20 protein-coding genes are annotated in these 23,342 nt (G+C 38.9%); 12 read left to right on the forward strand and 8 right to left on the reverse strand.

Annotated features, from left to right (window positions below; genetic code table 11):
- Positions 1 to 31: 31 nt before the first annotated feature.
- The 4 genes from CPT03_RS07055 to CPT03_RS07070 all read right to left on the reverse strand — a co-directional run bounded on the left by CPT03_RS07055 (position 32) and on the right by CPT03_RS07070 (position 3,926).
- On the reverse strand, positions 32 to 970 hold the full coding sequence (locus CPT03_RS07055; protein WP_099438186.1) for a sce7725 family protein: 939 nt from the start codon (positions 968 to 970) through the stop codon (positions 32 to 34).
- A gap of 8 nt (positions 971 to 978) precedes the next feature.
- Positions 979 to 1,863 carry a sce7726 family protein gene (locus CPT03_RS07060; protein ID WP_099438187.1) on the reverse strand — a complete coding sequence of 295 codons (885 nt, stop codon included), beginning with the start codon at positions 1,861 to 1,863 and terminating at the stop codon, positions 979 to 981.
- 141 nt (positions 1,864 to 2,004) lie between these two features.
- Positions 2,005 to 2,874, reverse strand: a complete 870-nt coding sequence (locus tag CPT03_RS07065; RefSeq protein WP_099438188.1) for a hypothetical protein — start codon at positions 2,872 to 2,874, stop codon at positions 2,005 to 2,007.
- 137 nt (positions 2,875 to 3,011) lie between these two features.
- Positions 3,012 to 3,926, reverse strand: a complete 915-nt coding sequence (locus tag CPT03_RS07070) for a toprim domain-containing protein (protein WP_157766372.1) — start codon at positions 3,924 to 3,926, stop codon at positions 3,012 to 3,014.
- A gap of 192 nt (positions 3,927 to 4,118) precedes the next feature.
- Between CPT03_RS07070 and CPT03_RS22770 the strand changes: the two genes are divergently transcribed.
- Together CPT03_RS22770 and CPT03_RS07075 are read left to right on the forward strand one after the other, a co-directional pair.
- Complete coding sequence (locus CPT03_RS22770; RefSeq protein WP_157766373.1) at positions 4,119 to 4,259, forward strand: hypothetical protein; 141 nt, start codon at positions 4,119 to 4,121, stop codon at positions 4,257 to 4,259.
- A gap of 70 nt (positions 4,260 to 4,329) precedes the next feature.
- The gene (locus CPT03_RS07075; protein ID WP_099438190.1) at positions 4,330 to 5,715 is read left to right on the forward strand and encodes a hypothetical protein; all 1,386 of its coding nucleotides are present in this window, start codon (positions 4,330 to 4,332) and stop codon (positions 5,713 to 5,715) included.
- Here the strand turns inward: CPT03_RS07075 and CPT03_RS07080 are convergent.
- A complete protein-coding gene (locus CPT03_RS07080) occupies positions 5,710 to 6,768 on the reverse strand; it encodes a hypothetical protein (RefSeq protein ID WP_099438191.1) in 1,059 nt (352 codons plus the stop codon). The two genes, CPT03_RS07075 and CPT03_RS07080, sit on opposite strands and share 6 nt — an antisense overlap.
- A gap of 83 nt (positions 6,769 to 6,851) precedes the next feature.
- Here CPT03_RS07080 and CPT03_RS07085 point away from each other — a divergent pair, with 83 nt between their 5' ends.
- Complete coding sequence (locus CPT03_RS07085) at positions 6,852 to 7,862, forward strand: RES family NAD+ phosphorylase (protein WP_099438192.1); 1,011 nt, start codon at positions 6,852 to 6,854, stop codon at positions 7,860 to 7,862.
- A gap of 26 nt (positions 7,863 to 7,888) precedes the next feature.
- On the opposite strand, the gene CPT03_RS07090 is transcribed toward CPT03_RS07085, so the two are convergent.
- From CPT03_RS07090 to CPT03_RS07105, 3 genes are all read right to left on the reverse strand, one after another.
- Positions 7,889 to 8,434, reverse strand: coding sequence for a hypothetical protein (locus CPT03_RS07090; protein WP_099438193.1), 546 nt, complete (start codon positions 8,432 to 8,434; stop codon positions 7,889 to 7,891).
- Positions 8,435 to 8,458: 24 nt separating this feature from the next.
- The gene (locus CPT03_RS07095; RefSeq protein WP_099438194.1) at positions 8,459 to 8,731 is read right to left on the reverse strand and encodes a hypothetical protein; all 273 of its coding nucleotides are present in this window, start codon (positions 8,729 to 8,731) and stop codon (positions 8,459 to 8,461) included.
- Between the two features lie 429 nt (positions 8,732 to 9,160).
- Positions 9,161 to 9,496, reverse strand: a complete 336-nt coding sequence (locus CPT03_RS07105) for a hypothetical protein (protein ID WP_157766374.1) — start codon at positions 9,494 to 9,496, stop codon at positions 9,161 to 9,163.
- Positions 9,497 to 9,834: 338 nt separating this feature from the next.
- Here CPT03_RS07105 and CPT03_RS07110 point away from each other — a divergent pair, with 338 nt between their 5' ends.
- From CPT03_RS07110 to CPT03_RS07150, 9 genes are all read left to right on the forward strand, one after another.
- A complete protein-coding gene (locus CPT03_RS07110; protein ID WP_099438197.1) occupies positions 9,835 to 10,068 on the forward strand; it encodes a hypothetical protein in 234 nt (77 codons plus the stop codon).
- Between the two features lie 84 nt (positions 10,069 to 10,152).
- Positions 10,153 to 10,740 carry an RNA polymerase sigma-70 factor gene (locus tag CPT03_RS07115; protein ID WP_099438198.1) on the forward strand — a complete coding sequence of 196 codons (588 nt, stop codon included), beginning with the start codon at positions 10,153 to 10,155 and terminating at the stop codon, positions 10,738 to 10,740.
- Between the two features lie 68 nt (positions 10,741 to 10,808).
- The gene (locus CPT03_RS07120) at positions 10,809 to 12,059 is read left to right on the forward strand and encodes a FecR family protein (RefSeq protein WP_099438199.1); all 1,251 of its coding nucleotides are present in this window, start codon (positions 10,809 to 10,811) and stop codon (positions 12,057 to 12,059) included.
- Positions 12,060 to 12,470: 411 nt separating this feature from the next.
- On the forward strand, positions 12,471 to 15,794 hold the full coding sequence (locus tag CPT03_RS07125) for a SusC/RagA family TonB-linked outer membrane protein (RefSeq protein WP_172954145.1): 3,324 nt from the start codon (positions 12,471 to 12,473) through the stop codon (positions 15,792 to 15,794).
- 17 nt (positions 15,795 to 15,811) lie between these two features.
- Entirely contained in the window at positions 15,812 to 17,260 is a 1,449-nt protein-coding gene (locus CPT03_RS07130) for a RagB/SusD family nutrient uptake outer membrane protein (protein ID WP_099438201.1), read from the forward strand.
- A 25-nt stretch (positions 17,261 to 17,285) separates the two neighbouring features.
- Positions 17,286 to 19,760 (forward strand): alpha/beta hydrolase family protein, encoded by a 2,475-nt coding sequence (locus CPT03_RS07135; protein ID WP_099438202.1) that lies wholly within the window; start codon positions 17,286 to 17,288, stop codon positions 19,758 to 19,760.
- A gap of 96 nt (positions 19,761 to 19,856) precedes the next feature.
- Positions 19,857 to 22,478 (forward strand): sugar-binding domain-containing protein, encoded by a 2,622-nt coding sequence (locus CPT03_RS07140; RefSeq protein ID WP_099438203.1) that lies wholly within the window; start codon positions 19,857 to 19,859, stop codon positions 22,476 to 22,478.
- A 64-nt stretch (positions 22,479 to 22,542) separates the two neighbouring features.
- A complete protein-coding gene (locus CPT03_RS07145; RefSeq protein WP_099438204.1) occupies positions 22,543 to 23,016 on the forward strand; it encodes a MauE/DoxX family redox-associated membrane protein in 474 nt (157 codons plus the stop codon).
- A 23-nt stretch (positions 23,017 to 23,039) separates the two neighbouring features.
- Positions 23,040 to 23,306, forward strand: coding sequence for a hypothetical protein (locus CPT03_RS07150; protein WP_099438205.1), 267 nt, complete (start codon positions 23,040 to 23,042; stop codon positions 23,304 to 23,306).
- The last annotated feature ends 36 nt before the right edge of the window (positions 23,307 to 23,342 follow it).

Raw genomic sequence — 23,342 nt, forward strand, 5'->3', positions numbered from 1 at the left:
AAAAGCAGTTCGTACAGCAAACCATCCTAAATTAGATGAGTTCCTGAATGAGCTGAATGTGGTGCATAATGGAGAGCTTTTTCACTACTCCGAGGCCTGGAAAGGCCCCACGGGAATGATAATCTCGGAATTGCTCGCAGGCCATGGTATGTAAACCTTCAGCATCGATAAACTCAATGAGTTTATCCAAAGCCTCACCGAATTTGCCGGGAGTATCACTATAGTCCTCGTTGCTGTCTGATATAAAATGTCTGATCCAAATTTCTCCGGAGTCTTTGTGAACATAAGTAAGGTGGATAGCCACCGCATATGGAAGCATTCCACCCTCAATAAATTCGGAGCCAATTGTCAGGTAATCTGAAAAGGCAGCAAATTTTTCATCAGCATAATACAAGTAGTCGTTGGAGAAAAACTCATCAGTAACGCTGATATAATCAGAATTACGTTTCTGTTTATTGAATGGGTCGCTAAGCAGTGTCAGTTCTCCATTTGTAAAACCACGTTTTAGTGACATTTGGTGCGTGACATGAATGATATTAAATCTGATCGCACTGTTATTCACCAATGCCTTAAGCGCAGTTACATTGCTGATCTGATTGAGATGCACAAGAGAGTAGCCAGATTCAAGATAGCCGCGGGCGGTAGCTGTGGATTCAAAATAAGCAAAGTCCCGGTCACTTAAAATCATGTAGGTAGGGATCACGTTATCCACGCCCAGAGATCGTATATGATCGATAAAATCTAGAACCACATTCCCATTTCCTTTCAACTCCCCGTGCTCTGGGTTGACAATTAATTGCATTTGAATGCCGATTCGTTTGAGGGCAACTAAAGCTGTCTCAATACTTTTTAGAGTCGTTTTTATAGGCTCAAGAATCGGAAAAATTTTGGTGTTATCTAACGGTAAGGCACAAAGCTCGCGTAAAGCCAGCAGTTCATACTGCTTCCCTCTGAGATACGGTAAATACATAGCGTTAATTATATTTGGTAACTAAGTTTATCCACTAAGCTAATATAATCATTTTGATCCAGATTGTAGTAATAGCAGGATAAACGAAGTGCTGCCGGTAATTCCGATTTCTGTATCAAGTCATTCGTACACAGGTTGATCCGTTGTTTGATGATTTTCAAAAACTCAGCGTGTACCTCCAGAACTGGATATTTAGAGAGCATATTTATACAGGCCTTAAAAAGCTGTACAGGAGTTGCTTTTGGAATTTCTCCGGCCATTTTATAGACCAACTGCAAATATTCATCTTTTCGCAGAGCTTTTATCATTGCTACAATGTCCAACTTCTCATTATAGACTTGAGCAGCCTTACACAATTCAATAGTATTGTCTTTTGAAAACACCATGATGCCGACATGTTCGTCAATACAGTTTAAGTATTTGCCGATTTCAGAATGGTGGATAACAATATACACTTCTGAAAAACCTTTGTAATAGTCATCAATCTGAGTGCAAAGCCGTTCAGGGCTATCCAATTCAGTTTTAATTTCAAATACCTTATTTGCTCCGTTAACTATTATAGTGTCCGCTTTGGAATTCCCTATCCTGAATTCGTTTAGTAAAATTGTATCAGAAAGACAATGGTTATGAAACACATAGCTGTTTAACAAGGCAACCTTATATAAATATTCATGTCGGTAATGAGTCAACAAATGATCATAGGAAATATCGATCAGCTCAGAAACGTAGGATTTCTTTTCAACCTGGATACCGTTTTTACGCAGTAACTGCTTGAGATGCTTCGCCTGTTTTTTGAAATCATCAGCAAACATCATGCGTTGTAGCCCCGCATTAGACACCATTTTCGCTAATGCACTGAGATTCACCTGGGAATTAACGTGAGTTAATAACATAGTGTAAAGATACTAAGAATTAAAGATAAAGTTAATAGTGTATTGTCTAAATCTTAAATGATTATTTTCTATGAACCCTTTAGCAGTATCAAAAACTAACGTTAATCGAATGTTTTCTATCAAACAAAACATGTTATGATACTATTTAAGAGCTCCCTTCATCATGCTCAGCTTTTGTTTAAAATCAGTAAGGGTATGCTGCATTGTGATATTAAGTTGTTCCACGCTTTCTCTCAGATTATTGTTCCCATTGATAAGTCCGTGATACTGTTCGTTCGCATTTTGGCAGTCTGTACAAAGTGAGGTTACAGATTTTTCATATAAAAAAAGAGGCACTAGCAATGAAACTAATTTTTGTTGGAGTTGACCAACTAGCTTATTCATATATATCATATCATGTGTTTTCAACGCGTTAATTATGTCTTCATAATTAAACTTGTCTAAAACGCTTGACAGTTCTTCAGTATCCATATCTTTTCTATCTGGGCCCGAAACTTTCAGATGAAGATCGCCGAGATTTCTTATTAACAGCTTGCTGGCCTCAAAATAATTGCTTTTAAAGTTTTCGTAGTATTCAGACCCCTTTTCGATGTAGATGTATAATTCAGTCATGTAGCCATGAAACAAATCTATATCTATCGCCAGATCATTGTAAATTTTGATACGTTTTTCTTCGTCAATTTTGCTATAAATATTATTGAATGCAGCAAAATAGCTGTCGTTAGCTAAAACCGCTGATAAGCGGTCAAGGTATTTGATTGGCATATAAGTTAGTATGCTTGCTGATGTTGGGCTAGCTCTGAGGTCATTTATTAGCACTTTATTATGCTGTATTTGGCCTTCAATGTGCTGGATTGTGTCTTGCAAAAGATTCAGAAGATATACATTCTTCTGACTATTTTCTTTCCGCCTTTTCCTGTTGTCTTTTATTTTATCCTTCCAGATAGTGAATAAGAAAATGGAGATGGTGACAAGTCCGGTAATGATTGGTGGCAAAAGTTTATCGCTCATTTGAAGGAATTTGGTAAGTGCGTTAAAATCAATTAAAAATTCTTTTTTATTAAGAATAAACTATATAAAAAACACGATTAATCCACATTAAGAATTTGTTTAACGCATGAGCTATAGCTAAAATATATTCTTGAAATCTAGTTTTTACTCTGCTTTAGGCTGCCAATGAGCTTGTCGTTGTAGTCATTATGGCCGTCGTAGATAGAAGAGCGATCGACAGAGTAGGGCAGTGCTTTGAGCCATGTTTGGAGTGCGGTGAAACCTGATTTATCGTGATCAAAGTAAAGATCGATGTGTGAATATAGTTTTGCTTTATGGATACCTGAATCCAACAAGGATAAGGAATTGAGGACTATGATACTTTTTGTAGAATCAGGGTTGTCGGTTAGCCAGCTTAGGAAGTTGAAAAAGCCTTCGAAAACTGCTAAGTGTTTCGGATCGCAATTGATGAAGGTGATGGCTTTTTTGCCGAGACAGCCTTTGAAATATTTGTTACGGACTTCCCAGCCGCCAAGTTCGTTTTGCCAACCTGCTGCAAAGAAGTGTTTACGCAGCTTTTTTTCATCTTCCACATAATAGTAGACTTCACTGATATGGTAGGCAGCAGCTTTTAATACACCACGGGAATTGAGGTAGCTATTAATGATTTCGTTGCCGCCATAGGGCTTAATGGTTTCGATCTTATAGTTGGGGATTTTTATTGCGGGTTTAAGCCGTTTGCGAATTGAGCTACGTTTTGTTGAGTTGTTTTCGGGGATTATGAGGTTGCAGGTGTCCTGAATTTTTTGAATAACTTCGGGAAAAGAAAGGCCTTTCCAGTAAAGAAGGGCAAAATCAATAATGCTGCCGCCTTTACCGATACCATGATCGAACCACACATCCAGTTTATTGTTGACACTAAATGATGGTGTGGTATCTGAATCGCGGAGAGGACTGAGGAATATTGATTCGTTTGCAGATTTACTTTGAGGAAGGAAACCGAGCCGGTTGAGAAAATCCATAATGGAAACCTGTTCCCTAATTTCAAGGGCCTTGACAGAGTTTGATAGCATATAATATTGAATTTGTTTTTCAGCTGGAAGCGCAGAGGAATAAGGCAGAGCAGAAATGAGTGCCTTATTAAGTATATTCTATTTTATTGTATTGGTCGAAATGTTCGACATTGAATGATGTTACAGGTAGCTGCAGGAGTTATCTGGTGACGAAATACCCGACATCAATGGAGATTTGACGAAAAGTTCGACATGGGGGCCGAAATAGGTGACATTGATATCGAGTTGCCCGACATCAAAACCAAATTGTTCGACATCCAAATCGAATTACCTGACATTAAAATCAAAATACCCGACAAGTATGCCGAAACTTTCGACATTGTACCTACCTAAAATAGCTTATTGTTAGTAACAATTGGCATGGAGAGAAACCTAGAACGGTATATTTGTTCAGGGCAATGTTATGAGTATTACAAGTAAAATTATAAGAAGCGAATTTAAAAAAGCTGAGGAAGCTTATGAATTCTGTTGGGACGTACTTATCACCATGAAAACCAGAAATATGGGCAAAGGAAGTGCTGTCCGGTTAATGGCTTTTCAAGACAAACTTGCTACCGCAATTTTTGAACTTCAGCGAGTGAGAGATATGATCATTCTTGAAGAAAAAGCTTACGTCAAAAATAAGTCCAGATATCAATTTGAATGGTTCAAAAATAAGTTACAAACGCTTTCCAAATATAAGAAAGCTATTGACCGAATGGTAAATATCGCCAAAGATCTCGGCGATGCATTTGCTCATTTTTTTTATCAGTTTGAACATGATCTCTTAAACGAGCACTTATCCCATGAAGTAGTAATTAACCATACCTCTGGCTTGGGCGAACTTGGTGAGCTGGCTTTTGTTAAAAATATCAAACACCTGAATAAGGAGTTTCCCATATACCATGGCATCACCAATATTTTAAGGTATGGCGATTTTAGTTTTGTCGACCTGCGGACATTAAAGATATCCCGAATCGGAGAACTTAAAACAAAGCAGGTGGATGAAAAAAAACTTAATGGCATGCTTTATATCATAGATCGCGAAAAGGTAAATCAGAAAGAAGCCAAGCAACGTTTGATGGAAGAAAGGCCAAAAGACCGCCGGGAACGTCAAATCCTTGGAATTTCAAAATTTCTTAGTATAGAAGATAAGGATCCAAAAATCGATGGTACCATAGTTAATGAGTCTTACGCAATCAAAATAGGAGAATTGATTGATGAATGTCCAATTAACGGACAACTTTCAAAACAACTGAGTCCGGGACTTGCATTTCTTTGTTTCAGGTTTAAAAAAGCAAGCTTGTTCCATAAACTTCTCAACAGAGAGATTGACGAAGTAGAAAGAGAACTTGAAAAGATGTTCACTACGATCGTTACCAAGCTGGTTAAGTCTGAGGAAAAGAGAAATTCTTTGATCATTGGGCAATTACTTCATGTCGATAAAAAATTTGATCCCTGTATCCCGGGGACAATACCGTTGTTCTGGACGAATATGGAGAACAAAGCGTTAAAAAAAATCTATTTTAAGGATAGCCATTTGATATCGTTATTCAATCCGGTACATTTGATACTTGACGTAGAAAAGATGGGCTTTCAAGTCGATAGTAAGTATTCCCACCCGCCTGTTCGTACACCCGACAAACTCTTTGCTGTCGTACAGAGGTTTGACTTATTTATTGGTTACATCATTCGGCATCTTATGACCGAAGAGTTTGTACTGGACTTTATTCGGGAAATACAAAAGAGTCCATATTGGGGTACAAATGCCAAAATATCCATGAAACCTCAACAGAAAATTTTTTTATAATTTCTGGTTGATTAATTGTCCGGATCTGACAAGATTAATAGCATGTGGGATACTGACATCAAACCCTAAAGCTGCATAATATGCCTGTGCCAGCAATTGACCCTTGGCCTCAACATCAACACAAGTGTCTACAAGCCATGCTTGGAACGGATCTTTATCGAGTGAACCCGAAGGCAAAACTTTCCGGCATTCAAATACCGAATGAAGGCCTGTAAATAGCCTGAAATAAAAGTTGTGTTCGTTTTGCAGGGTACGGCGGGAAAGGGTAGGTTCAAATACCAGTGTTACCATGTAACCATTTCTGGAGGTAAATTCGTAATTGAACCCAAATTTCCCGATTTCTTTTAGGTGATGGAATATCCGGGTTAGGTTTTGTTTTTTATGGGATGGGCGTGCATCTGTGATGTCGGCAAAGTCGCATAGCCTGTCTAGTGGCACTGCTGTTTCTAAATGACCATTGGTTTGTACGACATGGCTGAGTTTGGACAGGTAGAGCAAAAGCTTTTTTCGGCTGTCGCCACCTCTTCCTTTACCGACTAGCCTATAGCTTTCGGTGTTAACAGTATAATAACGGCTAAGAAATCCTTGAAGTAGTTCATCAGAGAGCCGGACTTCGTAAACTTTCTGTTCCTTAGAAGTACGCATGAAGTTTAGACGCAAATCCTTTAAAATAGAGAAGCTGTGCATCACCAAAACTGAATCTTTTTCGCGCGCTTCGTAACGTGAGGAAAAGATGATGTTGCGTTCCATCATGGAATACAGGGCATAGTCGAATACTGTCTGAAAAGCAAAGCCCTCAATTACCGGAGGTTTGAACCTACCTGAAATAAAATCGGGGTGGATTAAGGCTAAATCCTGACGGTTGCGGCCAGTTTGTTTGCAAAAATCCTGAAGGGTAAACCTGGTGTAGCCGAAGAGATCTGTTTTTAGGCGATGGGAAATGAACACGATGAAATCTTGAACTAAACCTGCCTGGCTACCGAAAGAGCGCTGGATGTCTTTGATGTTGTCTGCTACTGCACGATCGATGCGACTCAGGACCTGTTCATTCATAATCTAACGTTGAATTGAGTAGCTGTGTTTGATTATACATCTTCAATATTTGTATATTGTACAGTATATCAAGTTTAAAGAATATGACGCTCTCTACTGACGATTTAAAACAAGAACAAGTCCTAGCTTGTTCGGAGTGCTTCCGAGATCAAGGATTAAAACTTGCAGCGCAACGTTGTGGTCACCCACTAAATGTCAATTGCCCGCGATGTGGATCTGATTCAGGTGTTACACTCTATAAATCAGACTTAGAGGAGCTGAGTCATTCATTTTTTGTTAATGGTTCCCGGATTAGAACTGATTGTGGAGGTTCTGTTGCAATAAAGTATAACGAACATCACAATGGTATTGGTGATATAGACTTCCCAGAACCTCTTGCAGAAGATGCAAAAATCATCGCCGAGCTACTTCAGATTGGTTTTTTCTTATATCCGCCACGCTTATGGATGGTTGGTGAAATTGAACCCCTGAAATCTTTGCAGGTTCTTGAAGAAAGAGATTCTATCATCCAAAGGATCATCCAGGAGTTTCCAGTTACCGTACTGACAAAAGATACTTGTTTCTATCGTTTGCGAGCTAATCCCGCAAATCAAATGAATGCTTTAGAATACGACAGTGCACCAGATGAGCATCTGGCCAAAGGTAGATTGGATAGCAAAGAACTACCCATATTGTATGGTTCTTTTGATATCGAAGCTTGCCTTCATGAATGCCGCGTAACATTGGAACAGGAGCTTTATCTGTGTACAATGGCTGTGGCCAAAGACTTAAAACTACTTGATCTTACGGCCTGGATAACAGAAGACGTCACAGAATTCGAAAGTTTAAGTTTAGCAATACGCATGCTTTTTCGTGCCCCCGCACATTCATATGAAATAATCAGGGCGATAGCGCTTGCAGCAAAGAATCATGGATTTGATGGTTTAGTTTATCCTTCCTATTTCAGCCAAATTCATGCTTCTCAAGATGTCGTGAAAAACATTGGCTTATTCGGTAGGCCAGTAAAGGAAGGAACCGTAGTTTCAACCTGTATCAATAGGATTGTCTTAAAGAAAGTTGTTTATGACTATCACTTTGGGCCGGGAGATTTTTAACGGGCCATCCAGTCATTTGATTTAAATTAGATTAACGTAGTTTTGCGGGTTTGTTTGAGGATCGAGTACATCTCGTCCCATTCTGGCCAGAATGGACTCATCAGATAAAAAGTGTTTTTGGGATCCTGGTCAGAACTTAAAGTATAAGTTCGGAAAATACCGAGCATTTCAGTTCGCACAGGTTTTTCAGCTTCTATTACTGCCGCCGGAAGGCCTTTGCTTAACTTGTTATTTTCCAGTGGCAATGTATATAGTATGGGCTCATATTTATAATCACCATAAGTGGCCAAAATTATTTTTTCGGCATCAATTTGAACACTTCGAACCAGATGTGCTTTTATTTTTTTGAACTTAAAATAATGACGAAGATTAAGTGTCATCATTACCAGGAATAAGCAGAAACCAAAGAGGATAGCACCACCATCAATTACTTTAAGTTTGAGATATCCGGTGACTACAACGATAGCCAGAATAAAAAAACTGTTGAAGAAAAAGAAATCCTGTTTTTTGCGAATCTGATCCCGGATGTATTCATCACCTTCATCAGATATCATAAAAGAGCGTTGCATCATTTGGTTAGACAATGGATAGTAAACTCAAATATAAATAATAATTTCCTTTGCATGCCGGATGGTATCGGCTTCGATGCGATCGATGCGCCATGCAGCGGAATGATCACCGTCTTTACGAGGGGTGATTAAGCCGAGCTCGATCCAGTGTTCGATGTTTGAACGACCGAATTCGCGGAAAGCCTGGGATTTTGAGAGGTATGGTTTGAGTTTACCGGTTTTGCATAGACTTTGTTTTGCGCCGAGTTCGGCGGCTGTTTGGAGCAATAAGAATAATGTGTGACTTGAAAGTTCGGGCATATAATTTTATGAGATGAGTTTTTTTGATGGGGTGAATAGGTGAATGGTTGAGTTTGTGAGTAGGGTTAATAAATGAATGGATGAGTTTGTGAGTTGTATAGTTCAAGAGATCTCTCTCTGCGATCGAGATGACGACCAAGCAAGGATGATGACGGAAGAGGGGGAGATGACGAGTGTGGAAAAGGGTGTAAATACAAAAGGGCGCCGATCTACCGATCGGCGCCCTTTGCCTTTTGAGGTGTACACACGTAGGAATTTACCTTCCTTGCCGAAACCGGCTGCCTATGGTTGACTGCTATCCGGCCAAGGGGTTATTCAAAACCTTATGGGTGTGGATGGCAGTTGCACTTTAGTTTTCTGGTGTTGCCAGAATAACGCTTCTACCCAGCAGGAGAAAGAACAGATAGGGGATAACGATCCAGGAAACCCCTATCTTTCGGACACGGGAAGGTAAGTTGTTCTGTTGCTGGCCCTGGCTACCGATTCGAGCTTTAAGCGGTCAATAAACTTTTTAGAGCTATTGCCACTTTGCTTTATCGGGTTGACCAGACCTTCGGAGATCCAGCGTTCGACGTTTGACCTGCCAAACAGACGAAATGCCTGTGCCTTGGTTAAAGTATCCGGTAACTGGCCAGATTCTATCAAGGCTTTGTTGGTGCCGTCGATCACTGCATCTTTCAACAGAAAACTAAATTCCTTCAGTGTCATGGCAGCAAAGTAATTGTGCGGATTTGAAAATTGCTGGTCTATACGTGGTGTATCCACCAGTAGGGGATTTAAGGCTTCTGAGTAGCAGGAATATAGCATCCGCTTTTACCACCAGCGTTTTTAGCTTATGCTTTTACCGAGTATCCGAAGATTTAATTATGTTTGTAACAGTAAAATATTTTATAGCGACAGCTATTTGAACTTGTCTAAGAAAACCGCGAATTTTTAAATGGAACAAGGGAAAATAATGCTGCTCGCCTGTGCAATAGCGCGGGCGCAGCTGTTTTCTGTTCCAGGGTGCTTCGCGGTACCTCTTAGACGGATTATGGTTGTGTCCCGCGCTATTTCATTTTAAAAACTGTTGTGGGACAAACAGGAAGCAATTGAAATTTAAAATGAGGGATTATAATACAGTTATACTAGAGGAAGCAATAGCCGATCTGGATTTGAGTTTAGAATTTAAAGATGCAGCAGAAAAGTTAGGTTATAAAAAGCTGAAGGATATAGTCAGCATCAGGACCGCAGCGCTGGAAAAGAAGCCAGGCTTTAACATATTGCTTGTACATGAATATGTGAGCTTTATGGAATCGGCAGGACTTGGCGCATTAATAGACCCGCGTCTGGTTTGAAAAGCTAAGCGATTGATTTTAAGGAATAAATGTGTAAATTTAAAGTGATCCCCCCGAACTTATTACAATAAAACAGCGCGCATTATGAGTGTTATCGAAAATCAGCAGCAGTTTATAAGTTTGTTCAGCAGGCATTATAAATTCCTATGCATGATTGCGATGCACTATGTGCATGATGCAGCTACAGCTGAAGACATTGTACAGGATTTTTTTATTGATTATTGGGAAAACAGAAGGGGTACACTCATAAAAGTTAGTTTTGAAGCATACTCAGCACGTGCGGTTAAAAACAAAAGTATATCCGTTATCAGGAGTCAGCATACACAAGAAAAACGGCTTAACCAATTTGGGAACGAAACCTATACTGAAATTGAGGAGGATAGCACAGGATTTGATAAAGATGCACTGCAAATGGAAGTGCTCAGGTTAATTGAGCAATTGCCCGCCGAACGAAAAAAAATCCTGCTTATGAGCTCCAGAGATAGATTAAGCAATCAGGAAATTGCAGATCAACTAGGTATCTCTATCAATACTGTGAAGTCGCAAATCTATAAGTCTTACAACTTTATACGTGAAAACGTTAACCTGCGTCAACCATCGAATAATGGTGACGATACGGTTTCTATACTAAGTAATACCGCAATTTTATTAGCCTTATTATCAGTTAGTTAAAATTTAATTTAACAAAAAATTGATTTTAGGGTAATACTTTTCTAACAGATTGCGCCATATACCTGAATATGGATAATCATCATTTATATCAACCCGATTGGGATAAAGTACTAAGCGTGCTTAATGGCGAATTGCCAGCATCAACAGTTTTAACGGCTGATGAACTGGTATTATTGGATGAGCTAAAGGCAATTAAAACCAGCAGTGCGTTGTATAGCGATGTTGAATTTGATGCAGATTCAAAAATAGAAGCGATCAGGAAACGTCTGAATTTTCAAGAGGGAGATCAAACAAAAAGCAGGAAACTCTGGCCAAAAGTATTGATAGCTGCAGCTGTGGCTTTGATGGTTGTGTCGAGCGGGATTTGGTTTCTGACTGGCAACAATGAGATTGTGAAACAAGGTCATGATGTAGTGGTGGGAAATGACTTAGCACCGGGGAAAAACACGGCTACTTTAACATTGAGTAATGGTAGTACGATTGTGTTAAGCGATGCGAAGACAGGTGTAGTGGTTGGCGCGGAAGGTTTAAAGTATAATGATAACAGTTCGGTTATTTCGAAAGAAGAAAGCGATCGTTTGAATAGCACAGGCAAGGGCTCTCTCCCATACGGTCGAGATGACGGGGGAGGCCGAGTAGACGAAAAGGTTAATATTACGAGTGTTGCTACACCCAGGGGTGGTACTTATCAAATCACATTGCCGGATGGCACCAAAGTATGGCTAAACGCTGCTTCTTCACTCTCATTCCCATCAACTTTTCAAGGATTAGGTAACCGAAAAGTTGAACTAAGCGGCGAGGCCTACTTTGAGGTTGCAAAAGATAAGAAACATCAGTTTATAGTTGCAACGGATAAACAGGAAGTAGAGGTGTTAGGAACGCACTTTAACATAAATAGTTACACTGATGAGTCGAGTACTAAAACAACTTTGTTGGAAGGTAGTGTAGCGGTTCGTTCAAGAGATCTCTCCTCACGTCGAGATGGCGGTGCCAAACTGGATGCCGTGGTGCTTAAACCCAACCAGCAGGCCATACTTAAGGATAAAGGAATAAAGGTAATTCCGGTGGTTGGAGAAACTTATGTGGATTGGAAGGAGGGGGTGTTTAATTTCCGTAAAGAAGAATTAGCTTCTATCATGCGCAAAGTGTCCAGATGGTATAATGTTGAAATAGTATACCGTGAGGTATCTGTAGATGGAGAAACGTATTCTGGCTATGTGTCGCGTTCGGAAAAAGTATCAGGAGTGTTAAATACACTAGCCAAAATTAGCAAGCTAAAATTTGAAATAGAGAAGAATAAGATTACTGTATCAAAATAAAGTACGGGTTAGAATACCCAATAGTAATTGTAAGAAACAGAATCATCAGGGAGTAACCACCCCTATAATTATATTAATCAACTAAACCAAAGAAATTATGAAACAAAGAAAAACAAAGACAGGGCCCTAGCAGGAGAAAATCCGATACACGGTTAGGATAACTGTGTGAGCAAGCCAAGAATGCTGGAAACATCCTTGGCTCATGTTCAGGTTAGCACGCATACAATTCTCTAAAATTAATTTACGATTCAACCCAAACAGATCAAAGGTAATAAACGGTTTGCAGATTACCTAAGTGGTATTTGCTGATATTGTTTATACCCTTGCTCTGTAAAAATGGACTAATAAATGGAAATTTTTACAATACATTCATGCTGGCACCACCGGCATGTTAAAAAGCTCCTGCTCATTATGAGGATCACAACCATCATATTATTTGCAGCGATTATGCAGGTCAGCGCTAGCAGTTTTGCGCAAAGGGTCACACTGATTCAGAAGAATATTACACTCGATGAATTTTTCAGGGAAATCAGAAAACAGACAGGATACAATGTCAGTTATTCAGATAAAGTCATTGACGATGCCAAAAGATTAAATGTGAATTTCCAAAGCACGCCTTTGGAACAAGCTTTAACTATTGCATTACAGGACCAGAAATTGTCTTTTGAGATTAGTGACAAGGATATTACGATCTTAAAAAAAACACCCTCCTTTCTGGAACGCCTGGCTGATCGCTGGGCTGCTATTGACGTACATGGTAGGGTGGTGGACCAGGAAGGGAAACCATTGCCGGGAGCTACGGTAAAAGTGAAAGGCACAGGTAAAAGCGTTAGTGCTAATGCCAAAGGTGAGTTTTTCTTAGAGAAGCTAGATGAAACCGAGCTTTTGGTTATCAGTTTTATTGGGTACGTAAACAAGGAAGTTACTGTAGAGAAGCAACTGGGTAATATTGTATTGGAAATAAGCGATAGCAAGCTTGACGAAATCCAAATTACGGCTTATGGTAAAACCACACAGCGGTTGAGTACAGGGAATATCTCCACGGTTAAAGCCGAGGATATTGCTAAGGCTCCCGTAGCTAACCCATTATTGGCTATTGCAGGCAGAATACCAGGGGTTTTTATACAACAATCATCTGGAGTACCTGGAGCTGGGGTGAAAATCGTGATTCAAGGCCAGAACAGTATGGAATATGGAAATGACCCATTTTATGTGGTTGATGGTGTACCCTATACCTCGCAGTTATTGCCAGGACTGGGGCAGGGAATATTAGGCGACTCAGGTCCTGGAGCAGGCGGTTCGCAATCAGGTACTGCTGGAAATCCACTAAATTTTATTAATCCACAGGACATAGAGTCTATAGACATCTTAAAAGATGCCGATGCGACTTCTATCTATGGTTCCAGAGCGGCACATGGAGCGATTATAATAACCACAAAGAAAGGAGTCGCAGGTAAAACAGCTGTGAATTTTAATGTACAGCAGGGATGGGGACAGATAAGCAGGAAAATGAAAATGCTCAATACCCAGCAATATTTAGAAATGAGAAAAGAGGCTTTTGCTAATGATAATAGAGCCCTGCCTATCGACCCTAGTACGGGTGCTGATCTCGATTTAAGTTATTGGGACCAAAACAGGTATACGGACTGGCAAAAAGAATTATTGGGTGGAACAGCAAAATATACCAATGCCTTAGCTACAATAAATGGTGGAAATTCCAATACGCAGTTTAGGTTTAGTATTGGCTACCAAAGAGATGGTACAGTTACACCAGGTGATTTACGGGATCAAAAAGGTTCCATAAGTTTCAATTTGAACTCCACTTCAGAGAATAAACGGTTTAAATTTAGTCTTTCTGCCAGCTATGTAACGGATGATAATAAATTGGCAGGAATCGGGGGTATTGCAGTTGCGGCCTATACTTATGCCCCAAATGCCCCCAAATTGTATAATGAAAACGGAACTTTATTTTGGGATTATATTTCGCCTACTCAACTCTCTTTAAACAATCCGTTGGCTATCCTAAACAATGGCTATGTCAATAAAACCCAAAATCTGATTTCCAATGCAATAGCTAGTTATGAAATTATCCCAGGTCTAGAACTAAAAAATAGTTTTGGGTATAATAAATTGCAATCGGATGAGGTATCTACAATGCCGAGTTCCTTTTATCCCCCACATTATAGACCTTTTGCCGTACGTTCTGCGAATTTCAACACCGCAAAAATGTTCTCCTGGATCATAGAACCGCAATTAAGGTATATAAAGTCCATTTGGAAGGGAAAACTAGATGTGCTTTTGGGGGCAAGTATACAGCAAGAAGATCGGGATCGGTTAAAATTAGAAGCTACCGGATTTTCTTCTGATGAAAGTATGTATAATCTAAAAGCTGCAGCTAATGTAAGAGTTAGTTCTGAAAATAATGGGGTTATATTGACTACCTACAAGTATGCTGCGATATTTGGATTGATCAATTACAATATTAATGATAAATACCTGCTCAATTATTCCATTCGAAGAGATGGCTCGAGTAGATTTGGAAAGGAAAATAAGTTTCATAATTTTTCATCCATCGCTGGGGCATGGATATTTTCTAACGAAGCTTCACTAAGTAACAATCTATCCTTTCTAAGTTTTGGGAAGATAAAAGCCAGTTATGGTACCACAGGGAGCGACCAGATTGGTGATTACAGCTATTTGAATTTATATCAAAATGTATCTACAGAAGGAGGCTATTATCAGGGAGCTATTGGGCTTGCACCATTTGACAGCTTCCCTAACCCATACCTTCAATGGGAGGAAACCAAAAAGCTATCTGCTACTCTAAATCTAGGTTTTTTAAACGACCGGATCTTAATGGATGCAACCTGGTACAGAAATCGCTGTTCCAATCAATTGGGTTTTCAGAATTTTGCAACTTCAGTAACTGGAGGTGCTGGTATAAAGGCTAACCGACCTGCAACCGTACAAAATATGGGTTGGGAACTGGGATTAAACACGATTAATGTTACAACTAAATATTTTAAATGGTCCACCTCTGTTAATTTAACTATTCCAAGAAACAAACTAATTAGAATTAGTAATATCGATGCTGATAATCAACGAGATTTGGTCGGTAAACCATTAGGCGTACAAAAGGTTTATCATTTTCTAGGTGTAGATCCTCAAACCGGCTTGTATCAGGTTCAAGACAGGAATGGAAATGCAACCTCCACACCGGACGCAAGCCTAGATCAAATGGTCTACATTGATCTTAATCCTTCTTATTATGGTGGCTTTCAAAGTAGTTTTAGTTACAAAGGGCTCTCGTTAGATCTGTTGTTCCAATTTACTAAACAGAAAGGATTAAATAATTTTTTTGGGCAATTTCCAGGAGGATTACCTTATGTAAATCAACCAACCTCAGTATTAGATCGTTGGCAGAAAATCGGAGATTTGGCGACCATACAAGCTTATCATGTGGATTTTACAAAAATCAATCAATATGTTATGGCCAAGCAATCAGATAAAAGTTATTCAGATGCCTCCTATGTGCGTTTAAAGAATGTTTCACTTTCTTGTCAGTTGCCGTCAATTTGGAAAAAAACTGCGCACATCCAGAATGCCAGAGTATTTATGCAGGGACAAAATCTGTTGACCTTTACGAGGTATGTGGGGGCAGATCCAGAAACGAGGAATTTAAGTGGAATACCTGCTTTAAAGGTGTTAACACTTGGTGTACAAATAGGGCTATAAACAAAAAAGAAATTAAGATGAAATCAAAAATTAAAACCATAGCAATCTTAAAATTGATTGTGCTTCTATTTTGTACCTCCTGCTCCAAATTTGTGGAAGTGGATCCGCCTATAACCAGTACCAATGGGGATAATGTATTTAACGAAGATGGTAGCGCAATGGCAGTGATGACGGGTTTATATACTAATATGAGTCAGATGGACGTAAGCAATCTTACCGGACGTCTCACCAATGTATTTTTTACTACAGGAATGACTGGTGACGAGTTGGAGCTTAGAGATAAAAGCAACAGTCGATATGGCTTATATTATTTCAACAATATATCTCCAATAGAATCAACCTGGGGGAATATCTATAATATGATTTTTATTGCTAATTCGGCAATTGAGAAATTACCTACAGGAACATTGCTTACGCCTTCGGTAAGGAATCAGGCATTGGGTGAAGCTAAATTTATGCGGGCACTTTGTTATTTCTATCTCGTGAATCTTTACGGGGATATTCCCTTAGCGCTAACAACCGATTATAAGGTAAATGATCTTTTGCCTCGTAGTTCATCAGATATTGTTTATAGACAAATCATTTCAGATCTCAAAGATGCTCAGGATTTATTAAATGAGAATTATATGGATAAAGATGGAGTGAGTCGTTCATTGGAACGTGTGAGGCCATGTAAATCCGCTGCGACAGCATTGCTGGCCAGAGTGTATCTGTATATAGGGAGCTATAACGATGCCCTCTTACAGTCTTCTAATGTAATTGGTAATTCAGAAACGTATGAATTGGTTAATCTGGATGAAGTCTTTCTTAAAAATAATAGAGAAGCCATCTGGCAACTACAGCCTGTTGGAGTAAATGCATTGAAAACAAAGAATACAAGGGAAGGACAGTTACTGAAAATTCTTCCAGAAAATAATGAGCCGCTTGTCTTTCTAAGCCCAACTCTGGTGGATAGTTTTGATGATAAAGACCAGCGAAAGATTAACTGGATAAATACAGTAACTACCTTGAATGGAAGTAAATATGCTTACGCTTATAAATATAAAATTGGCTTTGAAGATTCAGATACTAAAGAATATTCAACAGTTTTTCGGCTTGGGGAACAATATTTAATTCGGGCTGAAGCAAAGATTCAATTAGGGGATATTGATCAGGGTATCTCTGACTTGAATAAGATACGAAAACGGGCTACAGATTTAAGCGTTTCGGTTTCTGCTCAGTTGAGTCAATTGCCTTTTGGTTTGTCTAAGATCGAAGCTCTGCTAGCTGTTGAAGAGGAACGCAAAAATGAACTGTTTACAGAATGGGGGCACCGCTGGCTTGATTTAAAAAGAACTGGAAGAGCAGATGCGGTACTTGGTGTTAAACCAGGATGGCAAACAACAGATCAATTGTTTCCATTACCAGGTAATGACGTACGAAATAACCCGAATTTAAAAGGGCACCAAAACCCAGGGTATAACTGAAACATGTGTTAAAAAAAATAAAAAGATGATCTACAAAAGAAAATTTGATATCCTCTTGGTTACATTCTTGATGACATTCATACATCATGGAATTACGTTTGCACAGGTTCAAGGCAAGCCAGCGATTGATTTCAAAACATATAAAAAATGGCCTTCTATCAGTGGAACTCAGCTCAGTAATGACGGAAAATATATCATATTTCGTGTGGCTGATGACGAATCTAAAATCCAGGAATTTGTGATTAAACCTGTAAATAATAAATGGGAAAGGAAATACTTTGGATTACAGACGGCTGAGTTTACGGGGGATAATAAGTATGTATTGCTAAACAAATCGGATGGTAGCACTGTATATCTGGATTTAGTGCAAAACAAAGAAAGAACAAATAATATCAAAAAGAAGGAAATGGTATCGATAAAAACTGATATTGAAATCCAATTGGATGCTGAAGATATTATTGATCATGTAATATTGGCAGATAAACGTTCGTTCATAATAAATTGTAAAGATGCTACAAAAGGGATTAATGCCCTATATCGTTATAATTTAGACACCAGAAAACGTACTCTTTTATTTGAAAGTAAATCGGGAGAAAGAATCGAACTTGACCATTTTAATGTTGGTTCTGTTTTGTTCAAGGTGCTACTGCCTTTCGATAGTATAAATTCACAACTTTCTGGTGTTGATGTTTGGGGGTATAAAGATGCCTCGGCTCCTTTGCCCTTTGCTGAGCGGAAAAAGGAATTGAAGTGTTGGCAATATGTGATCAGTTCCGAAACAGGAAAGGTTGTTTCTTTAACTGGTCAAAATGAGCGGGTATTGTCAATAAGAGGAGATCACGCACTTGTGGAATATAGACTGTCAAATCCATCATTTGAATTTACCTGGAATGAAAAAAGCAGGGCAAGCTATTATCTGGTTTCAATAAAAGATGGTTCAAAGAAATTGATCCATCAGCAGAATTCAAAGGGATTGATTGAAGGAGTACTTTCACTTGATGGAAATTATGTAGTATTTAGTGATTACGGGCTACTTAAATATCTGGCCTATGATATAAAAGGAGGAACACTTGTAGACTTATGTCACAAAATAGAAATCTCAGTAACCACAATTGACATAAAATCTAAATATCCTTCAACCGATTTTTATTGGCTAAAAGATCATGCTCTAGTCGTCAAGGATGATTATGATTTGTGGAAATTGGATTTGACTGGAAAAAATCCACCATTAAATTTAACAGGAGGTTTTGGCAAGAAGAACAACACTACTTTTTGGATTAATAAAACGCTTCATCCAAGGTCTCTCTTTGCAGATTCTTATTTAAATGAAAATAAGCTCAATGGTTATTTGTTGAACGCCTATGATCATAAGGACAAAACTTGGGGCTTTTATAAATTAACTAATTTATCTGGAAAAGGGCTACAAAAACTGAGTTCAGGTGCTTATTACTATGGGGGAGAGGATCCTGGTATTGTTAAATCAGATCAAGGAAGGACATTTTTGCTGACCCGCGGAACTGCGACTACATTTCCCAACTTGTTTGTGACCCATGACTTTAAGTCATTCGTTCAGCTTTCAGATGTCCAACCTCAAAATATGTACAATTGGATGAGAGCTGAACTATTGCATTGGAAAACAGCTAACGGTGAATTTCGTGACGGAATCTTATACAAACCTGAAAATTTTGATCCCTCAAAAAAATATCCAGTTGTCGTTCATATTTATAATGAATTTACCAGTGGTTTAAACAAATATATGGGTGTTCAGCAAGATGTGAATACCTTGGATATTACTTGGCTGGTTAGCAATGGATATTTGGTTTTTATGCCTGATTTAATTTGTCGTGAGCCTGGAAGACGCCTTAAGTCTGCCTTTGATATGCTTATCCCAGGAGTTAAATATCTAGCAAGTCTGTCTTATGTGGATTCCGAGAGGATCGGTTTACAGGGATGCAGTTGGGGAAGTGAGCAGGTGAATTACATGGTGACCCATTCTAACCTATTTGCAGCCGCATTTTCAGGCGCGGGTTATTCAGAACAGATCAGTGGATCAGGCTTTAGAAATCAATATTCAACTGGTGGAGCGAAATTTGCACAAAATGAAATTCACTTTGGGGGCTTGTTGACTGATGTTCATGATTTGTATATCGAAGAATCACCTCTATTTTTTGCCGATAAAATGGAAACTCCATTGTTGATTAAGAGTAACATTGATGACAGTGCAGTGCCTTTTTACCAAGGATTACAGTTTTTTATATTGCTGAGAAGGTTAGGAATGAAAACTTGGATGCTACAGTATGATAAAGGTGGGCATGGAGTACAGCCAGGAAAGGATTGTGAGGATATGAATTTAAGGATTTCCCAATTTTTTGATCATTATTTAAAAGGCAAATTAGCGCCGAAGTGGATGACACGGGGATTTTACCGGAGTACAAGCAGATTGATAGCGGTTTGGAGCTCGATGCGCCTGGAATGGTCCCTTAAAGTTAATCAAAATTGAATTAGGCTTTTAGCTTTTCATCGACCTCTAAAACGGGTTGTCAAGCGATAGCTATGCCAAAATTATTTTACCAAAACCAATAAACATAGACACAAAATGAAACACAAAACGAAGATTGTTTTACTTACGGCATGGCTGGGTGGAGTATTATCTCACTTTGCTTACGCTCAGCAGGATTGGAAGATTCAGCCCGTACAAATGCAAAGTCGCTGGGCAAAAAATGTTAAGCCTGCTAACGCACATCAAGAATACCCGCGGCCGCAGTTACAAAGAAAAACCTGGACAAATTTGAACGGGCTTTGGGATTATGTGATTACCAAAAAAGAAGATCAAAGACCAAATTCTTTTACCGGAAAGATCCTGGTTCCTTATCCTATTGAATCGGCACTTTCAGGTGTAAAGAAAGCTCTGATGCCAGATGAGTATTTATGGTATAAGAAAATATTGGCAAAGCCAATTTTAAAGCTAGGAGAAAGGGTAATGTTAAACTTTGGTGCTGTGGATTGGCAAGCCACGGTCTTCGTAAATGGTAAAGAGATAGGAGAACACCAAGGTGGCTATACTGCCTTTTCTTTCGATATTACTGATTTGCTTAGATCTGGTAACAATGAATTAATGGTTAGGGTATTTGATCCTACTGACCAGGGTATTGGTCCACATGGGAAACAGGTATTGGATCCTGGTAATATCTATTATACGCCGAGTAGTGGGATATGGCAAACAGTGTGGTTGGAAACGGTGCCCAAAGATTACATTGAAAGCTTAATTATCACACCAGATATTGACAAATCATTAGTTAAGGTAAAGGTCAATGCCGCTGGAAATAATGATGTAGCGTTGACAGTAGGAGGAAGAACTGTGACGGGAAAAGCAAATTCAGTTATAAAAATACCAATAACCAGTGTCAAACTATGGACTCCAGATGATCCTTACTTGTACGATTTGAAAGTAACAATGGGTAAGGATGTTATACAAAGCTATTTCGGAATGCGTAAGGTGAGTATTGGAAAAGATAGCAAAGGTTTTGATAGGATTATGTTAAATAACAAATACACCTATAATCTGGGGACGCTTGATCAAGGCTTCTGGCCTGATGGTTTATACACTGCACCAACAGATGAAGCTTTGGCTTTTGATATCAAGGCAATCAAAGCAATGGGTTTTAATACGATTAGAAAGCACATCAAAATTGAACCTGCCCGATGGTATTATCATGCAGATAAAATCGGTATGATGGTTTGGCAGGACTTTGTGGATCCAAACCAAAGGTTGCCAGAAGGTGCTAAAGAAGAATTTGAGAAGGAGGCGAAAGAAACGATGGATCAGCTACACAATTATCCGAGCATTACCAGCTGGGTAGTATTTAATGAGGGTTGGGGTCGGTATGATCAGGAGCGTTTAACTAAATGGGCTAAAAATTACGATCCAGACAGATTGGTGAATGGCCACTCGGGAGAGTTGCTGTACATTGATGGAAAGCCAAGAGAAGAAGTGCAAAATCCATATCCATCCAGTGATATGACGGATGTCCATAGTTATCCCAATCCGATGAATCCCCCGTTGCAGGCTGGTAAAGTGCGGGTATTGGGTGAATTTGGAGGTGTTGGAGTACCTGTACCTGGGCACCAATGGGATGATGAGAAAGGCTGGGGCTATGTACAAGTGTATCCAAAGGAACTAGAAGGTAAATATGATGGAATGGTAAAACAGCTTAAGCAACTGGAGGAGGAAGGTTTATCCGGTTCGATCTATACGCAGCCATTTGATGTGGAAGGCGAAGAGAATGGTTTGATGACTTATGATCGGGAGATTATTAAAATACCATTAACCAGGTTAAGAGAAATTCATAGCCAAATGATTTCTTTAAAAAGTGATGGATTTAAGCTAAACCCAAAATTTAGAATCGCAGAGAATATTGATGCCAATGATACCGATGAACGTTATCCGGAATTGCTGGCCGCATTTGAAAAAGGTAAAAGAGATTCTGTTTTTCTGAGAAGGCTAACCTTGATGGCAATTAGAAAATCAGATCAGCCTAATGCGACAAAAGTAGGTGCGGCATATATTACTGGTTTGAAAGATTTGTATACGAAGGAGTCTCTTTTATTTATCAAGCAGATCACGCGTACATCAAAGGATACTGGCTTTACCCTCTTTTTGAACAGTAAAACCAAAGTAAACGAGGTGCTCGGTAAGAATGCTGCTGAATCTAAAATCCGGGGGATTATAGGTCAGGAAGAAGTAAAGCCGTATATGGAGGGTACGAATGCAAATCCGGATTGGGACGAAATTACCAAGAAGGTTGAGGCTAAGTATGGTGATCTAGGATTGGAGAAAGTGTATGGAGCTCAAATGGTTTGGTACTTGGATAAAAAAGACTGGGTAAATTTTGGAAAATATTATGCATTGTATTATCAAACGGCCATCGCCAGAAGCGAATACCATATCAACAATATTTCCTGGCATGTGTTCCTATATATAACAGATCCAAAAGTGTTGGATATAGCGGTAAAAACCACCCAATACAATGTAGAAACTTTTGCTAAAAATGACCCGAATGGTATTGATACCTATGCGAACCTTTTGTATAAAGCCGGCAGGAAAGAGGAAGCCATTGAGTGGGAAGAGAAGGCTGTCAAGCTGTCAAAAGATGAAAAGGTGTTTGTAGAAATCTTGGAGAAAATGCGTGCGGACAAACCGACCTGGAGTGGGCAATAGGTCAGTCTTGTGGAGAATTTTAACCAATGATTAGGATCAACATCTTGTACTAATTATACAGCTTATGATACTTATAAAATGGAAAGTCCTTTTAATTGAGATAGTTTCGGTTGCATTTTTATTCTTATTTGTATACGCTGCTTTTAGTAAGTTAAGCGATATAGAGAAATTTAGGGTGCAGCTAGGGAAGTCCCCTATATTGAATGCATTTGTGGGAATTGTAGTTTACATAGTTCCCATGGTGGAAATTTTACTCGCTGTAATGTTGTGTTTTAAGAGATCTAGACTTATTGCAATATACGGGGCATATACACTTATGTTATGTTTTTCTATTTACATCATCTATATTTTAAAGTATAGCCCATATATTCCATGCAGCTGCGGGGGAATTCTGGAAAATATGTCCTGGAGACAGCATCTGGTATTTAACATAGGATTCGTTTTCGTAAGTATTGTTGGGATTTTAATGTACCCGACAAATAAAGAATTTATTGATGTGTTGTCAATAAAAGGGGAAGCTGAAAACTTTAAAGAGTAAGCAATTAAACTAAATTATTTTTTATGAAAATTAGAAGATTTTTTTTGGCAGGAACATTCCTGTTAGCGCTTTTCGCATCAGTAGGTTTTAAACCTGTTAAAATGGCTCAATCGTATTGTTCCTGGTTTTATAATGGTGACTGCCTAGATCTTGGCCAGACAGATCAGCATGATTGTTATTCGGTTTTTACCGGACCCCAATGTACAATTACTCTTGGTGTATTGGGTGTTAAACCTGCTTACGATAGGTTATTTAATCAATCTTGTTTATATCCATTAAGACAGCCCTAAATTCAAATTATCCCGGATTATTTCCGGGATAATTAC

Origin of the sequence: Pedobacter ginsengisoli, assembly GCF_002736205.1 — a bacterium.
Classification (GTDB): Bacteria; Bacteroidota; Bacteroidia; order Sphingobacteriales; family Sphingobacteriaceae; genus Pedobacter; species Pedobacter ginsengisoli_A.

Excerpts from the sequence above, each read along its gene's own strand:
- CPT03_RS07125 (WP_172954145.1), top strand. The coding sequence starts at position 12,471 with ATGAGGATCACAACCATCATATTATTTGCAGCGATTATGCAGGTCAGC.
- CPT03_RS07120 (WP_099438199.1), top strand. The coding sequence starts at position 10,809 with ATGGATAATCATCATTTATATCAACCCGATTGGGATAAAGTACTAAGC.
- CPT03_RS07150 (WP_099438205.1), top strand. The coding sequence starts at position 23,040 with ATGAAAATTAGAAGATTTTTTTTGGCAGGAACATTCCTGTTAGCGCTT.
- CPT03_RS07065 (WP_099438188.1), bottom strand. The coding sequence starts at position 2,874 with ATGAGCGATAAACTTTTGCCACCAATCATTACCGGACTTGTCACCATC.
- CPT03_RS07145 (WP_099438204.1), top strand. The coding sequence starts at position 22,543 with ATGATACTTATAAAATGGAAAGTCCTTTTAATTGAGATAGTTTCGGTT.
- CPT03_RS22770 (WP_157766373.1), top strand. The coding sequence starts at position 4,119 with ATGGGGGCCGAAATAGGTGACATTGATATCGAGTTGCCCGACATCAAA.
- CPT03_RS07095 (WP_099438194.1), bottom strand. The coding sequence starts at position 8,731 with ATGCCCGAACTTTCAAGTCACACATTATTCTTATTGCTCCAAACAGCC.
- CPT03_RS07070 (WP_157766372.1), bottom strand. The coding sequence starts at position 3,926 with ATGCTATCAAACTCTGTCAAGGCCCTTGAAATTAGGGAACAGGTTTCC.
- CPT03_RS07135 (WP_099438202.1), top strand. The coding sequence starts at position 17,286 with ATGATCTACAAAAGAAAATTTGATATCCTCTTGGTTACATTCTTGATG.
- CPT03_RS07110 (WP_099438197.1), top strand. The coding sequence starts at position 9,835 with ATGAGGGATTATAATACAGTTATACTAGAGGAAGCAATAGCCGATCTG.
- CPT03_RS07085 (WP_099438192.1), top strand. The coding sequence starts at position 6,852 with ATGACGCTCTCTACTGACGATTTAAAACAAGAACAAGTCCTAGCTTGT.
- CPT03_RS07140 (WP_099438203.1), top strand. The coding sequence starts at position 19,857 with ATGAAACACAAAACGAAGATTGTTTTACTTACGGCATGGCTGGGTGGA.
- CPT03_RS07080 (WP_099438191.1), bottom strand. The coding sequence starts at position 6,768 with ATGAATGAACAGGTCCTGAGTCGCATCGATCGTGCAGTAGCAGACAAC.
- CPT03_RS07060 (WP_099438187.1), bottom strand. The coding sequence starts at position 1,863 with ATGTTATTAACTCACGTTAATTCCCAGGTGAATCTCAGTGCATTAGCG.
- CPT03_RS07075 (WP_099438190.1), top strand. The coding sequence starts at position 4,330 with ATGAGTATTACAAGTAAAATTATAAGAAGCGAATTTAAAAAAGCTGAG.
- CPT03_RS07090 (WP_099438193.1), bottom strand. The coding sequence starts at position 8,434 with ATGATGCAACGCTCTTTTATGATATCTGATGAAGGTGATGAATACATC.
- CPT03_RS07130 (WP_099438201.1), top strand. The coding sequence starts at position 15,812 with ATGAAATCAAAAATTAAAACCATAGCAATCTTAAAATTGATTGTGCTT.
- CPT03_RS07055 (WP_099438186.1), bottom strand. The coding sequence starts at position 970 with ATGTATTTACCGTATCTCAGAGGGAAGCAGTATGAACTGCTGGCTTTA.
- CPT03_RS07115 (WP_099438198.1), top strand. The coding sequence starts at position 10,153 with ATGAGTGTTATCGAAAATCAGCAGCAGTTTATAAGTTTGTTCAGCAGG.